Below are 14788 nucleotides of genomic sequence, written 5' to 3'. Positions count from 1 at the left end.
GGATGGCCGGGCGAGCCGCGTCACGTCGTGCGCCGTGTTCGTCGCTCGCTTACTGATCGAGACACCGCACGCACAGCCGCTTCGCCTGGTTTGCCGACAATCCACGACACATCATCACGACCGGCCGTGCATGGCACGACGGCGCGTCGGCGGACGCCGCCGGCGACGCGAGCCTGCGCGCGCGTTCGGGTGGCGTGGTCGCGGCCGCGTCCATGCGCCGTTGTCGCGCGGGCGGCGGCACGTCGCGCACCACCGGGATCGGTTCGACGCCGCCTTCGCGCGCATTGCGCTGCGCGCTCGCGACGACGCGGCTCACATAGCCGGTCGAGAATCCGGTCGTGAAGTTGCCGCTGTAGTAGCACGACAGCGCCGCGCGCAGCGCGGCCTGCGCGGGGCGCCCGGTGTTCGACGAGCGCGCGAAGCATTCGGTCAGGATCGCGCCGCCTGCCCGCAAGTTGCGGCATGGCTCGAACATCGTCGTATCGTCGAGGCCGTATTTCGCGAAGTTTCGTACGTTGACCTGAGCAAGTCCGACGCTGTAGCTGAAGCCGCGTGCGGCCAGTTCGCCCACGGTCGCGCGCGCTTCGTCGAGCGACGCGGGCTGGCGTGTCAGATGGCCGCCGACCACGCCGATCGCATACGGATTGAAGCCGGATTCGGTGCGCACCAGCGCGGCCAGCGTGTCGGGATCGACGTTCGGTGCGCACGCGCGCGCAAGCTGCGCGAAGCCCGCGGCGCTGCCTGCCGCGTGCGCGCCGCGCGGCTGCATGCCCGCGCATGCGAGCGCCAGCGCGAGCAGCGCGCACAGGCTCGCGACGATGTCGCGCGGGCCGCGCGCGCTCATCCCGCCCCCGCCACGCGGTACGACAGCACGAGCCCGTGCACGAGCAGCGACCAGCCATCGAGCGCGACGAACAGCAGCAACTTGAACGGCACCGAGATCGTCGTCGGCGAGATCATCTGCATCCCTAATGCAAGCAGGATGTTGGCGACCAGCAGGTCGACGACGATGAACACGATATAGATCACGAAGCCGATCTGGAACGCCTTGGTCAGCTCGGCGAGCGTGAAGCTCGGCACCAGCACGAGCAGGTCGTCGTCCTTGATGCCGTCGGCGCGGTTCTTCGGCCAAACCGACGTGGCCGTGCGCACGAAGAATTCGCGGTCGCGCTGCCGCGTGTGCGACACCAGGAAATCCTTGACCGGCGGCAGCGCCGCATCGGCGAGCGCGCCGATGTCGGCCGTCGACAACTGGCCCGACGCGTCGAAGTGGCGCGCCTGCAGCGCGTCGCGGATCGACATTCCGACCGGCGCCATGATGAACAGCGACAGGATCAGCGCGATGCCGTTGAGCACGAGATTCGGCGGCACCTGCTGGATCCCGAGCGCGGAGCGCAGCAGGCCGAGCACGACCACGAGCTTCGTGTAGCTCGTCACCATCAGCGCCGCGAACGGTGCGATGCCGAGCGCGGCGATCACCGCGATCAGCGCGACCGGATTCGGCAGGCTGCCCATCGTTCAGCGCTCGCGCGGCGTGGGCTGCGTCAGCGTGGCGACGCGCACGCCGAGCTTCTGGCCGACCGCGATCAGATGGCCGGTGCCGATCAGCATCCCGTTCGCGACGAGATGGATCACGCTCTGGTTGATGCCTTGCTGCAGTTCGATCACCGCGCCCGGCTGCAACGCGCCGAGTTCGCCGAGCGGGATCGACGTGGGCGGCAATTCGAAACGCAGGTCGACCGCGAGGGCGTCGAACGAGCGCGGCGCGTCGTCCGGCGACGCGTCCTGCGCGGTCGCGGGCGGGGTGTCGGTGCGGGTCGGTTCCAAAGGCATCTCCCTGATTCGTTCGACGGTCAGCCGGTTGCCCGACGGCCGTCCGGTGATCTCCCACGCCGGCGCGGCCGGCACCCGCGCGACGCACAGCAGGTTCTGCTCATGCGCGCGCCAGCGCTCGATCGCGATGATGTCACCGCCGACGACATCGGCCAGCTCGGCCATCGTCAGCTCGGTCCGGCCGATCTCGAATACCAGCGGCACCGGCAGGCTGGCATACGCGGCGCGCGTGTCGGGCCGCGCGGCCGCCGGCGTCGCGAAGAACACCGCGAGCGCGTCCGGCGCGTCGAACAGCAGCGCGCCGTGGCAGCGCCATGCGCCGTCGGCGCGACGCAGTTCGAAGCGCAGCGCGGCCGGCGACGTGCGCCACGCGGGCACGCTCGCCGGCGGCGGCAACAGTTCCACGCGTTGCCGTGTCGCCGCCTGCAGCACGGCCGACAACGGTGCGGCCAGGTCGGCGAGCAGCGCCGCGCGGATCACGGCCGGCACGGCGGGGTCCGCCGCGTCGCCCAGCCATGCGTCTTCCGCGATCGGGTCGATCCAGAGCGTGCCGGCGGCCGGGCCGATGACGAAGCGGTACGCGTGGGCATCGGCGGCCGGTTCGGCGTCGACGCGCCAGCGCACTTCGTACGCGTGTTCGCCAAGCGTGACCGGCACCGCGGCCGTCGCGCCGTATGCGTGCGACAACCCGCGCGCGGCAGCGGCGGACACGCGCGGCAGCCACGGCGACGCGTCGAGCGGGACCGCAGCCGAGGCCGGAGCGGGCGGGATGGCGGGCGCCGCGGCGGCCGGGGGGGCGGCGGCGGGCGAGGCCCGGTTCGCGGCGTCGCCGGCGTCGGCATTCGTCAGGGACAGCGCAGGCACGGCGGGATCGGAGCGGATTCGGCGTTGGTTCGACGGGTCGTTGTGGCCGACGGCGCAGGAAGCGCGCGGCTGCTGCGTCGATTGTAGGGACGGCGCCGGGCGTGTGCCGCGCCGGAATCCGTAGTCGTGTGCGCGCGGCGGCCGCGCGGGCGGCGGCGAGCTACGAAGCCTGCCGCGCAGCGGCGTGGCCGGATGCGACATGCCATGCGCACAAAGGCGACCGCCGCCCGGAGGCGGCGGTCGTGGCGCGGCGGGCACGCGTGCCGGGCCGCGAGGCGCCGCACGTCGGACGTGCGGCGCGGTGGGGAGCCTTGCCGGCGCGCCGCGCAGCGGCGGCGCGCGGATGCGCCGCTACGCGTTATGCGTAGTCGGCGGCCATCGCCGGCTGCGGCGCGGCGCGCAGGATCGGCGCGGCGTCGTGGCGCTCGACGTGCGTCATGGCCGCGCCGAACAGCACCAGCCGGTAGCCGACCGCATAGATCGGGATGATCCGCAGGTTCTTGTCGTGATCGAGCTGCAGCTTCGAACGGATGCGCGAGATGTGGGTATCGAGCGTGCGTGACGACACGCCGAGCTCGCGGCCCCAGACCGCTTCCTGGATCGCCTGCCGCGGCACGATCTTATTCATGTTGTCGAGCAGGAATTCGACGACGTCGAATTCACGCGGCGTGACGTCGACGACTTTGTTGTCGATTTCGATCGTGCGGCGCACGAAGTTGATTTTTATGTTGTCGATGTACAGGTATTTGCAATCCATGTTGGCCCTCGCATGTCCGTAAAGGAGTGTTTGCGAGTCATGTACCGCAACTTCCGGGCCAGGGACGGCCTGTCAGGCATCGGCGAGCGGCGGGAGCGCGGCTGGCGCCGCGCCGGCCTTGAATCTAAAAGAATTTTTAACGCGGGATGTGCGACGGGCCGCGGAAGGGTCGGAGCAATATTGAAGGATTGTTACGTAGCATCGGGCGGGAACGTTACGGGCGTTACGGGCGGTGTTACGGGGGCGCGGGTGGGTCCAGCCCGAGGTTGCCGCAGACGCGTTGGGTCACGCGAGTCAAGGCAAAACGATCTCTACATGGAACCCTACATTCAACCCGACGCAAAATTAGATAAAACCTATATAAATCATAGATGTAAGTGGCTATAATCCGGACATTAAACCCTACATTCAACTCTACACGGAACCCGACAGCAAAGCATGACGACCGTTGCCAGCTTCGAACCGCTGTTTCCCGAGGATCGCGTCCTCGATCCGTTGCTTGAACAAGCCGCGCAACTCGTCGATTCGTCGCAGCGGTTGCTTGCCGTGACGGACACCCCGTTGGCCCGAGCGCTCGTTCCCCAGTTGCGCGCAATGAATTCGTACTACACGAACAAGATCGAGGGGCAGCATACGACGCCTGCCAGGATCGAGGCGGCGCTTCACCGGGACTATTCGTCCGATATTGCGGAGCGCAAGAAGCAGCGCTTCGCGGTCGCTCATATCGCAACGGAAACTGCACTCGAGGAGGAATGGGCCGCCAGTCCGGTCGCCGCATTGTTCGAGCCCGCGCGGATCCTGGCTATCCACGAGCGGTTCTTTTCCTGTTTGCCTGCGGACGAGCGACTCACTGAGGACGGACACATCATTGTCCCGGGTGAGCTTCGGCGGTTGGATGTGACGGTCGGACGCCATCTGGCACCGGAGCCGGAAATGATCGAGCCGTTGCTTCAGGCATGGTCAGCACGTTACGCCCGTATCCGCGCGAAGGAATATCAGGTGATCGCGATCGCGTGCTCGCATCATCGTCTGGCGTGGGTACACCCGTTCATGGACGGTAACGGCCGGGTGGCGCGTCTGCATTCGCATCTCGGATTACGCGCCGCCGATCTCACTCATGGGCTGTGGTCGCCGCTTCGCGGATTGGCGCGAGAGCATGAGCAGTATTACGTGAGGCTGAGCGATGCCGATCAGATTCGACGCAACGATCTGGACGGGCGGGGCAACCTGTCTCAGGAAGGGCTCGTGAGATTCGCGCGGTTCTTTCTGGATTGCTGTGAGGATCAGGTCGGATTCATGGTCCGTATGACCGAATTCGACGGAGTGATGGGGCGCCTGCTGGATCTGCTGCGGTATCTGGAATTCAATCCATGGAGCATCCGTTCGGAAAAGTCGGTCATCAAGGCGGAAACCGCGGCATTGGCCATGGAATTCGTGGCACTGCGTCGCTCCGTGACGCGCGCCGAGTTCACGCAGATGCTTGGCGTAAGCGACGTGTTGGCGCGCCGCATCGTTCGATCGCTACTCGACTTCGGGCTTTTGACCTCACCTTCGCACCGCGGTGAGCTTTCGTTCGGATTGCCGCTTGCGGCACTGCGATTTCTTTTCCCGAGGCTTTGGCCGGAAGTCGAGCAGGAGTGAGCGATACGGGGCCATCCCGTCGCGGGCGGCGAGCGGCGGTGCGATAAAAAAACGACCGCGTAACGTCTCCGTCACGCGGTCGCCTTGGCATTTCACCGCCCCGTCAAGCCTTCGCCGTGTCGCCCGAATCGAACGGCAGCACGTAATGCCGTTTGCCGGTTGCCGCGAAGATCGCGTTGGCCACCGCCGGTCCAACGGGCGCGACGCCCGGCTCGCCGACCCCGGTCGGTGCCTCGGCCGACGGCACGATATGCACCTCGACCTTCGGCATCTCCGCCATCCGCAGCACGTGATAGCCGTCGAAGTTGCGTTGCTCGACCTGGCCGTCCTTCAGCGTGATCGCGCTGTGCAGCGCCGCGCCGAGACCGAAGCCGATGCCGCCTTCCATCTGCGCGGCGACGATGTCGGGGTTGATCGCGATCCCGCAGTCGACGGCGCACACGACGCGTTCGACCTTCACCTTGCCGTCGGCGTCGACCGACACTTCCGCGACCTGCGCGACATAGCTCTTGAACGCCTCGGCCACCGCGATCCCGCGCCCGCGGCCCTTCGGCAGCGGCTTTGCCGGATCCCAGCCGGCCTTCTGCGCGGCCAGCTCGAGCACCGCGCGCATGCGTGGCTCCTTCGCGAGCAGGTCGCGGCGGAACAGGTACGGATCCTTGCCGGCCGCGTGCGCGGCTTCGTCGATGAACGCCTCGACCGCGTACGCGGTGTGCGAGCTGCCGACCACGCGCCACCACAGCACGGGCAGGCCGACCTTGGTGGTCGTGAGCTCGACCGACACGTTCGGCACCGCGTAAGGCAGGTTCGCCGCGCCCTCGACCGACGTCGCGTCGATCCCGTTCTTGACCATGAACGCCTCGAACGGCGTACCGGCAAGAATCGACTGGCCGACGATCCGATGGCGCCACCCGACCAGCTTGCCGTCGTCGGTCAACCCCGCATCGAGCTTGTGGAAGTACATCGGGCGATAGAAGCCGCCCTGGATGTCGTCCTCGCGCGTCCACTGCAGCTTGACCGGTTTGCCATCCGCGCCGAGCGCCTTCGCGATCGACACGGCCTCGACCACGTAGTCCGACCATGCGTTCGCGCGGCGGCCGAAGCTGCCGCCCGCATACAGCGTGTGGATCTGCACCTGCTCGGGCTTCAGGCCCGCAACCCGCGCGGCATTGCCCTGGTCGACCGTCTGGAACTGGTCGCCGGCCCAGATTTCGCAACTGTTCGCGGTCAGCTTGACGACCGCGTCGAGCGGCTCCATCGGCGCGTGCGCGAGATACGGGAATTCGTATGTCGCGCTGATCTTGCGCGCGGCGCCCGCGATCGCGGCGTCCGCATCGCCGTCCTTGCGCGCCGACGCGCCGGGCTTCGCTGCAAGCTGCCGGTATTCGCGCATGATTTCGTCCGAGCCGCGCTTTTCGGCGTTCGTTTCGTCCCAGTCGACCTTCAGCGCGTCGCGGCCCTGTTTCGCGGCCCAGAAGCCGGTCGCGACGACCGCGACGCCGCCCGGCACCTGCACGACCGACACGACACCCGGCACGGCCTTGGCGGCCGTCGCGTCGAACGACTTGACCGTCGCGCCGAAGCGCGGCGGCCGCTGCAGCAGCGCGACGCGCATGCCGGGGAACGTCGTGTCGAGCGTGAAATGCGCGGTGCCGTTCGACTTGGCGGACCCGTCGACGCGCGGAATGCGATGGCCGATCAGCTTGAAGTCGGCCGGCTGCTTCAGCGCGACCTTGTCGGGCACCGGCAGCTTCGCCGCATCGGCAACCAGCGTGCCGTACGCGGCCGTCCTGCCGCTCTTCGCGTGCGTGACGACGCCGTCGGCGGTGGTCAATTCGCCGGCCGGCACCTTCCAGCGTGCCGCCGCGGCCGATACGAGCATCGCGCGCGCCTTTCCGCCCGCTTCGCGCAGTTGCTGCCACGAGTTCGACATGGCCGAGCTGCCGCCCGTGCCCTGCATCGTGCCGAATGCGAGGTTCGCATAGCGTTTCGCATCGGCCGGCGCGCTTTCGACGCGCACGCTCGACCAGTCGGCATCGAGCTCCTCGGCGACGATCGTCGCAATGCCGGTGTACGCGCCCTGGCCCATTTCCACGTGCTTCGCGACGACGGTGACCGCGCCATCGGGCGTGATGCGCAGGAATGCGTTCGGCGCGAAGTCGGTGGCGGGTGCCGTCTCGGCGAGCGCTCGGCGGCCGAGGCCGGCCCACTCGAAGCCGATCGTCAGGCTGACGGCGGCCGCGGCACCCGCGGCCTTCAGAAACGTGCGGCGCGACGGGCGCACCGAATCGCGATTGTCGAGTTCGATCGTCATGGTCAGGCTCCCAGCGTCGCGGCAGCGTCGTGGATCGCGGCCCGGATGCGGGCGTAGGTCGCGCAGCGGCAGATGTTGCCGTTCATCGCGGCGTCGATGTCCGCGTCGGTCGGCTTCGGGTTCTGTTCGAGCAACGCGGTGGCCGACATGATCTGGCCGGACTGGCAATAACCGCATTGCGGCACCTGCAGCTTTACCCACGCGGCCTGCACGGCCTGCGCGGGCTTGCTCTGCAGGCCTTCGATCGTGGTGACGTGCTTGCCCGCGATGCCGGCGAGCGGCAGCACGCACGAGCGCACGGCCTGGCCTTCGAGATGGACGGTGCACGCGCCGCACTGCGCCATGCCGCAGCCGAACTTCGTGCCGGTCAGCCCCGCATGCTCGCGGATCGCCCAGAGGACGGGCATCGACGGATCGGCATCGAGCGTAACGGTCTTGCCGTTGAGGACAAACGAGGTAGGCATTTTTGTATGTCTCCATGGGGAAAACCCGGCATGCGCCCGGTTAGCGGGCAGTGTGCGCGAGCGCGCGATTTTTGCGTCTACCCATTCCTGCAAATTTATTGAACAATCCTGCAAATCCCCGGCGCGGCCGCGAGCGATTCGCTATGCTTCCGCGATTCCGGGAAACGAAGCGAGGAACCCGTCATGGACATGACCGATATCGCGGCGTCGCGCGAATCCGGGCGGCGCGAACTGGCATCGCTGATCGCCCGCTTCGCGCCGACGGACGGCTCCCACTCGACGGCCGTGCCGGCGCTGATGCTGCATCGGCACGGGCATCCGGTCGATCTCGGCTGCGGCGTGTCGCGCGCCGCGCTCGTGATCGCCGCGCAGGGCGCCAAGCGCGTGATCGTGGCCGGCCAGGCCTACGAATACGACGCGCGCAATTGCCTGATTACGTCGATCGACTTGCCGATTCTCTCGCGCGTCACGCAGGCGTCGCCGGAGGCGCCGTACCTGTGCCTGTCGCTCACGCTCGATCCGCAGCGCATCGTCGAGCTCGCGGCCGAAATGCGGCTGCCCGAGCCCGACGCCGGCCCCGAAGGCGAGGGCATCGCGCTTGGCGAGCTGACGCCGCCGCTGCTCGATGCCGCGCTGCGGCTGTTGCGGCTGCTCGAAACGCCGGCCGACATTCCGGTGATCGCGCCGCTGATCGAGAAGGAGCTGCTGTATCGGCTGATGACGAGCGGGCAGGGCACACGGCTGCGGCACATGGCCGTCGCCGGCAGCCAGACGCACCGGATCGCACGCGCGATCGAATGGATCCGCGATCACTACGCGGAGCCGATGCGCGTCGACACGCTCGCGCAGGCGGTCAACATGAGCGTGTCGTCGCTCCACCATCACTTCAAGCACGTGACCACGCTGAGCCCGCTGCAGTATCAGAAGCAGTTGCGGCTGCACGAAGCGCGGCGGCTCTTGCTGCGGCAGGGCGGCGACGTCGGCTCCGTGGCCGCCGCCGTCGGCTATGAAAGCGCATCGCAGTTCAGCCGCGAATACAGCCGGCTGTTCGGTGCGCCGCCGATGCGCGACGTCGTGCATCTGCGCAAGAAGGAATTGCTCGGCACGTAACGGCAGCGCGGTTCATTTCGATTGCATCGCGCGTCGCTTCGTCGCGCGCTGCGCTGCGCCGAACCGTGACGCCATACAATCCGCGTGCCGGAGCCGTCGCACGCGGGCGAGCGAGAGCCGCTGACAGCGCTGTCGCGCCGCACACGCACTTCTGTTTCATGCATGCATCCCTGGATCGCGCGAACCGGTATGAGAACACCCGCGCAGCACACGCACCGACTGGTCGAAGCGGGGAAAAAGTCGCGCCGTCACGCATTTTCTGCATGGATCGTGCTTTACGCGAGCACGTTTCAGCGATAAGAATTCTCGGTCGATATTTCATCGGAAATGTTTCTCGCGCGCATCGTGTGTCGTCATCCAGAGATTGGAACGCGACGATTATTGACATCGAATTGAATGACGGCAGTAAAAGCGGATCAAGCATATTGAAGGGTTCGTGCGGCACATGCTGTCACTTTTCCCGACATGCAGGCGACGTGAAAGCCATGTCGGCCCGTCCCGCAATCGCCGTTTTCTCGCCGCGCTTCGTACTGTTGGTCGACGCGTGATCCCGTCGGTATTTTCACGGATGAATCAATTGCGTTTCGCGGCGGCCGGGGACGCACGTCCGGAAGCTTGCCCGTATCCGCCGTGCACGCTCTGCTGCACCGGGCGCCACGCATTTCGATTCGGCGTTTTCCGCGCATGCGAATGCTGTCAAACGAGCCGCGGCACGCGGTTTCGCAGGGCCGATGTGCCGATCGGCCGCAATGTGCGACCACGCACTTCTCAAGTATGAAACGCCTGTTCGCCACCCCTTCGTGCGAGGCTCCGAAGGCCGCATTCGTCCGTCTTTTCCGGGATTGCTTCGCCGTATTCAATGATCGGCGCATGTTGCCCACGGTTGTCGCGATACATTCCTGAAACAAAAAATGCGATTCCCGGCGATATGGGCGGCGTCGCGGACGGTACACGTCAGGCAACCATCGGTGGAATCACGCATGGCATGCCGCTTGCGACAACGGACGCACCGGCGAACGGTCGACCTGATGCGACAAAGATGGGGGGCTGCGCGTTCGTCAATAAGCAGTCGGGGAAACAGCGATGAAGACCAGAAGCAGTCATTCGTTCCGCGCATTCCTTGCGCATCCGTGGGGTAGTCGGGCAGCTCGGAATACGGCTCGCGATGCAGTGCCAGCGTCGCGGGCGCGTTGCCGGGTTCCATGCGTGCGCGCGTTGCACGTGCTGGAACGCCTGTCTTTCCGCATGACGACCGGCCGACAGCGGTGCTTTCCTTCCTTCGACGCGTCCGAGTGGGTCCGGCTGTTCATGCCGGACGGCGCGACCCCGATCCGACTTCGCCCGTGCAGTGCCGTATCGATTGGGCCGGGCAAATGCGGGCGCCGGCCGGACTAGCTCGAATACGCGATGGCCGGATCATCCGGAAGATCGTTGATCGGTAGCTCAGGGAGACGCGATGCCGACTCACCGTAATGCAGGCCCGTTATCGCCACGATGACGTGCATGTTTCCGATGGCGCTGCATTTTCGGTAGTTAATCATTTTCACGCATTTTCGATCGCCGAAGCGAATGCCGGGTGCCGGTATGTCGCGCGTGCGGATGTCGAAAAAGACTGGTCCAGAATGGCGAGTATCTGCATTCGGGTGCGTGAGGCAATTTGTTTTTCGATATCCACGATTCGATATTGGATGTCGAAAATGTCCTAAAAAAATCCAAAAAACAAATAAATACGAGCTTGAACTTCGACTGGCCAAACGTTACGTGGTTTCGGATTCGAAATGAATCGGTTCTTTGTGATTGGATAGTGATCCTTAATTTCAGGGATTGCTTGAGGCAGGGAAGTTGAAGGCGTGCAGCTTTCCTCGCTTGTTCCGTCCACGCCGTTATGGAGTCGACCATGAAGAAGCTTCTGATTGCAGCAGCAGTTATGGCGGTCTCGGGTGCAGCGTTCGCAGCGAGCGGCACGGTATCGACCAGCAACTCGTCGAGCGGTGGCCAGACGATGGCCGGTGTCGTCGGGTTCGGTCACTTCACCGCGACCGATTCGGGCGCGGCGCTCGGCGCCGCCGGTGCAACGGCCGGTGGCGGCGCGAGCACCTCGATCTCGTACACGAACCACATCAACACGTCGACGGTGAGCGGCTTCGGCTTCGGCGGCGCCCAAGCCGGCGGGTCCAGCGGCGCGAACGCCGGTTCGACCGGCTGGACGATGTATCACTACTAAGCCGCGGCGCATAGCGTTCGTCATGGGCAGGTGGCACGGATGCCGGGTTTCGTCCCGCGGGGGCGGACCCGGCGCTCTGGCCACCGAACTTCCTCACAGCAAGGAACTGCTATGAAAGCCAACGTCATTTTAGCGACAGCGCTCACTGTCCTTTCGTCGGCCGTGCTGGCGTCCGGACCGTCCACATTCAACCAGACGCAGTCCGTTGCGGCAGGCGTGTCGGGTTCGGTGCTGGTCGGTACCGGCAGCTACACGAGCAACTCGACGTCGGTCGCGGGCGCGAACGCCGGAAGTACCGTGACACCCGCCGGATCCACCGGCACGGCATCCGCCTATCACGACTCGACTTCGACGGCCAGCGGCTGGGGCACGAACGGGGGCGCATTCGCGGCAGGCGGCGGTATCGGTGCCGCAGGCTCGTTCGGTGGAAACGGCAACACGAGCGAGAACGCCAATGCGCTGTCGGGAGGGGTGACCGCCACGATCGTACTCGGCGCGAACCACTACACGGCAACCGGCGCGAACGACAACGGCATCGCCAACGCGGGTGCCGCCGGCATGGCGGGTAGCGGGTGGTCGGGAACGGTCGCGGGCTCGAACCACATCAACTCGTCGACGGTATGGGGCACCGGTCCGGCCGGATCGCCATTCGCCTCGGGCGGCAGCCAGGGCAGCTCCGGCGCGACTGCCGGCAGTCCCTGATTCGGGTGTCGGGGGGGCCAGCTTCCCAACGACGCTGGTCTCTTTCGTCGCCTTGTTGTCACCGTAAGGAGTTGGCATGAAGCAGAAACTGATTGCCGCCGCTCTGATGCTCGCGTCTTTGACGGCGTATGGCGCTGACCGTGCTGCCGACGACGTGCAATCGAATGTGCAGACGTCAAACAACCCTGACCAGACAACCAAACCGTCACAACAACACGCGCTTTCGTCGGGCAGTGCCATCGGCGCATCGGCGGCCCCGCAATGGCCGGGCATGTCGGGCGGTTCATGGTCCCAGCTGGGCAGCGGCTGGAAGCAGTTCGGGGAAGCAGGCAAAGCTGAAGGAATTCAGGGGAATTAACACGGTTGCCTGGGTGGGAGGTCAAACCTCGTCCGGAGAGTGAAATGAACAGCAACAAGATCAGGGTGGCATGTGCGGCAATGTTCGCGATGGCCACGATCGGTGCCCAAGCGCAGACCGCCGACTCGACTTCAAGCGCGCAGTCCTCGACGTCGTCGACGGCGGTCAGCCTCGGCGGCGGCGCGAGCATGAACACGAACACCACGACCGGCGGCAATGCCACGAGCAGCAGCGGCATTCGCGGCAGCGGCAATTCGAGCGTGCAGGTGAACCTGAACCTGCCGTCTTCGACGAGCGGCGGCTCGAACGTGACGCCGCAGAGCACGAGCTCGCTCGCCGCTGGCGCGCCCGGCACCAGCCCGTACAACACCCAGACGTCGGAAAACGTCAATTACTCGGGCACCCAGACGATCAAGACGAACCCGGCGATCCAGGCGCCGGGGCTCACGACCACGCTGTCCGATACCTGCATGGGCTCGGTGAGCGTCGGCGTGTCGTTTCCGGGCTTCGGCGCGACGGGCGGCACGACCCTGGTCGACCAGGCATGCGTGCGTCGTCTCGACGCGCGTGAATTCCGGGCGATGGGGTTAACCGACGTTGCGCTCGCGCTGCTTTGCCAGAGCGATGCGAACCGGCGCGCGGTGGAAGCGACCGGCCACCTGTGCCCGGGCACGACCGCACCGCTCGCGCGCTCGAACGTGGCGCCCGCGGCCGAAGCGACCGTGGCCGACGACGTGAAGTATCGCGATCCGCTCGTGCGCAGCCGCATGGGCCTGCCGCCGCTCGACGCCGCCGCGCCCGTGCAAGCGCGCCCGGTGGCGACGACCGCGGTCCAGGCGGCGCCGATGCCGGTGTCTGCACCCGCGCCGTCGATCGCTGCACCGGCAGTCGGCACGGTGCCCGCTGCAGCACAAGCGACCGCCGTGAAGGCGACGCAAGCCGCTGCGCTCGTGCCCGCCGCCGTTGCCGCACCGATTGCCGCGGCAGCACCGTCGGCGAGTGCGGCGCCTGTCGTTGCACCGGCGGTGATGAGCGCTGCGCCTGCCGTTGCGCCGGCTGCGGTGAGCGCGGTGCCGGCTGCCGCGGTCGTTGCGGCGCCGACTGTTGCCGACAAGGCCCCGGAACCGGCGCCCGCCGCAACCGAAGTCACCGCGCAAGCGACGGCCACGCCTGCGGTCGATACGAAGGCGCAGGAACCTGCGCCGACTGTTGCCGACAAGGCCCCGGAACCGGCGCCGGCCGCAACCGAAGCCACCGCGCAAGCGACGGCCACGCCAGCGGTCGATACGAAGGCGCAGGAACCCGTGCCGGCAGTCGCCGACAAGGCCCCGGAACCCGCACCGGCCGCAACCGACAGTGCCGCGCAAGCGTCGGCAGCGCCGGCCGCCGACACGCCGTCGCCGGACATCGCGCAAGTCGGCTCGGCCGCGACCACCGCCGCACCGCAGACCGCGGATGCCGCAACGCCCGCGGTCGATGCGAAGCCTGCCGAACCGGCATCGCAGGCGGCAAGCGAACCGCCCGCGCCGGAAGCCGCGCAGCCGGCCGCAGCGGCTACGGCTGCTGACACGCCGGCCGCCGATGCGAAGGCAACGGACGCAGCCGAATCCGCCGCCACGCCCGCACCGTCCGCCGACACGCCGGCCGCGGCTGATCAGCAGGCCGCTCCGGCCGCGCCGGCGATGCCTGCGCCGGCCGTCATCTCGACGAGCACGTCGTCGTAAGCATGCGGTCGAGGCTTCCGTGCGATCGGCATCCCGGTCGCACGGAAGCCGGCGGGATCCACGGCGCGACGCGCGTCGCAAGTTTGACGGGTGTTGGTCCCATCCCCGAGGTCAACACCTCTTTTTGCCTGACCAGGGTGCAAGGAGGCCTCAATCATGAGGATCTTTTTGGTCGCGCTGCTGCTGTACGGCACACAAGTCGCCGCGCAGTCGGTTTTCCAGAATCCTGCGGTCTTCGTCATCCTGAGTGAGCAGACCCTCGCGAATGCCGCGAGCGTCCAGCAGGCGCTGACGACGCTCGGCCGCCCGGACAACACCGCATGCGTGCCGATGATGATGGTCGGCGATCCGCAGATGATCTACATGATGCCGGCGGAAGGACACGCACCGTCGTGGCAATCGCCGGTGTACGGCCGTGGCGCGCCGTTCGAAGCGCAAAACGGGCCGACGCCGACCGGCAAGACGGTCGGCGCGATGCAGCACGCGCAGGACATGCAGACCCAGCCATGGAGCGACAGCAGCGCGATCACGCAGAAGATCGCCGGCGAATCGAGCGTGTCCGCGTCGGCGCGCGTCAGCGACTGGCAGAGCAGAGGGCTGAACACGATCGAGACGGCGCCCGCGTCGGAAGTGACGGTGAACGGGAAGACCTACCGTACTTATCGCGAGGACCTCAACCAGGCCGCGCGGCCCGTTGTCGAGCCGCAGATCTACACGCAGCGTGTCGTGTTCTGCCGATGATGAAACTTTCCCGAGCGGACATGCCGGCGGCGTGGTGGGCAGGCAAGCCTGCCGCG

General features: G+C 66.9%; 13 protein-coding genes. 7 read left to right on the top strand and 6 right to left on the bottom strand.

What is annotated here, in order from left to right:
* Positions 1-49: 49 nt before the first annotated feature.
* The 4 genes from WS51_RS07530 to WS51_RS07515 all read right to left on the bottom strand — a co-directional run bounded on the left by WS51_RS07530 (position 50) and on the right by WS51_RS07515 (position 3454).
* Complete coding sequence (locus tag WS51_RS07530) at positions 50-844, bottom strand: lytic transglycosylase domain-containing protein (protein ID WP_069228882.1); 795 nt, start codon at positions 842-844, stop codon at positions 50-52.
* Positions 841-1515: a type III secretion system export apparatus subunit SctR gene (gene sctR, locus WS51_RS07525; RefSeq protein WP_044847619.1), complete on the bottom strand. Its 675-nt coding sequence runs from the start codon at positions 1513-1515 to the stop codon at positions 841-843. Before sctR ends, WS51_RS07530 begins: the two co-directional genes overlap by 4 nt.
* Before the next feature lie 3 nt (positions 1516-1518).
* Positions 1519-2697 (bottom strand): type III secretion system cytoplasmic ring protein SctQ, encoded by a 1179-nt coding sequence (gene sctQ, locus WS51_RS07520; RefSeq protein ID WP_069229158.1) that lies wholly within the window; start codon positions 2695-2697, stop codon positions 1519-1521.
* A gap of 358 nt (positions 2698-3055) precedes the next feature.
* On the bottom strand, positions 3056-3454 hold the full coding sequence (locus tag WS51_RS07515; protein ID WP_059449537.1) for a winged helix-turn-helix domain-containing protein: 399 nt from the start codon (positions 3452-3454) through the stop codon (positions 3056-3058).
* A gap of 438 nt (positions 3455-3892) precedes the next feature.
* On the opposite strand from WS51_RS07515, the gene WS51_RS07510 reads away from it, so the two are divergent.
* Positions 3893-5095: a Fic family protein gene (locus WS51_RS07510; protein ID WP_069228881.1), complete on the top strand. Its 1203-nt coding sequence runs from the start codon at positions 3893-3895 to the stop codon at positions 5093-5095.
* A 103-nt stretch (positions 5096-5198) separates the two neighbouring features.
* Here WS51_RS07510 and WS51_RS07505 read toward each other — a convergent pair whose 3' ends face one another.
* Positions 5199-7409 (bottom strand): xanthine dehydrogenase family protein molybdopterin-binding subunit, encoded by a 2211-nt coding sequence (locus WS51_RS07505; protein WP_060271460.1) that lies wholly within the window; start codon positions 7407-7409, stop codon positions 5199-5201.
* A gap of 2 nt (positions 7410-7411) precedes the next feature.
* Entirely contained in the window at positions 7412-7873 is a 462-nt protein-coding gene (locus WS51_RS07500; RefSeq protein ID WP_059449539.1) for a (2Fe-2S)-binding protein, read from the bottom strand.
* 183 nt (positions 7874-8056) lie between these two features.
* Here WS51_RS07500 and WS51_RS07495 point away from each other — a divergent pair, with 183 nt between their 5' ends.
* The 6 genes from WS51_RS07495 to WS51_RS07475 all read left to right on the top strand — a co-directional run bounded on the left by WS51_RS07495 (position 8057) and on the right by WS51_RS07475 (position 14732).
* Positions 8057-8983 (top strand): AraC family transcriptional regulator, encoded by a 927-nt coding sequence (locus WS51_RS07495; RefSeq protein WP_059506707.1) that lies wholly within the window; start codon positions 8057-8059, stop codon positions 8981-8983.
* 1897 nt (positions 8984-10880) lie between these two features.
* A complete protein-coding gene (locus WS51_RS07490; protein WP_059449542.1) occupies positions 10881-11207 on the top strand; it encodes a hypothetical protein in 327 nt (108 codons plus the stop codon).
* 111 nt (positions 11208-11318) lie between these two features.
* Positions 11319-11909: a hypothetical protein gene (locus WS51_RS07485; RefSeq protein ID WP_059449543.1), complete on the top strand. Its 591-nt coding sequence runs from the start codon at positions 11319-11321 to the stop codon at positions 11907-11909.
* A 76-nt stretch (positions 11910-11985) separates the two neighbouring features.
* Complete coding sequence (locus WS51_RS30735) at positions 11986-12267, top strand: hypothetical protein (RefSeq protein WP_059449544.1); 282 nt, start codon at positions 11986-11988, stop codon at positions 12265-12267.
* A 44-nt stretch (positions 12268-12311) separates the two neighbouring features.
* On the top strand, positions 12312-13991 hold the full coding sequence (locus WS51_RS07480) for a chemotaxis protein CheA (RefSeq protein ID WP_069228880.1): 1680 nt from the start codon (positions 12312-12314) through the stop codon (positions 13989-13991).
* Between the two features lie 156 nt (positions 13992-14147).
* Positions 14148-14732, top strand: a complete 585-nt coding sequence (locus WS51_RS07475) for a hypothetical protein (protein ID WP_069228879.1) — start codon at positions 14148-14150, stop codon at positions 14730-14732.
* Positions 14733-14788: the final 56 nt, after the last annotated feature.

Origin of the sequence: Burkholderia territorii (genome assembly GCF_001718335.1) — a bacterium.
Lineage (GTDB): Bacteria > Pseudomonadota > Gammaproteobacteria > Burkholderiales > Burkholderiaceae > Burkholderia > Burkholderia territorii.
Note: the sequence above shows the minus strand (reverse complement) of the source record. Positions and strands in the feature narration are given on the sequence as shown.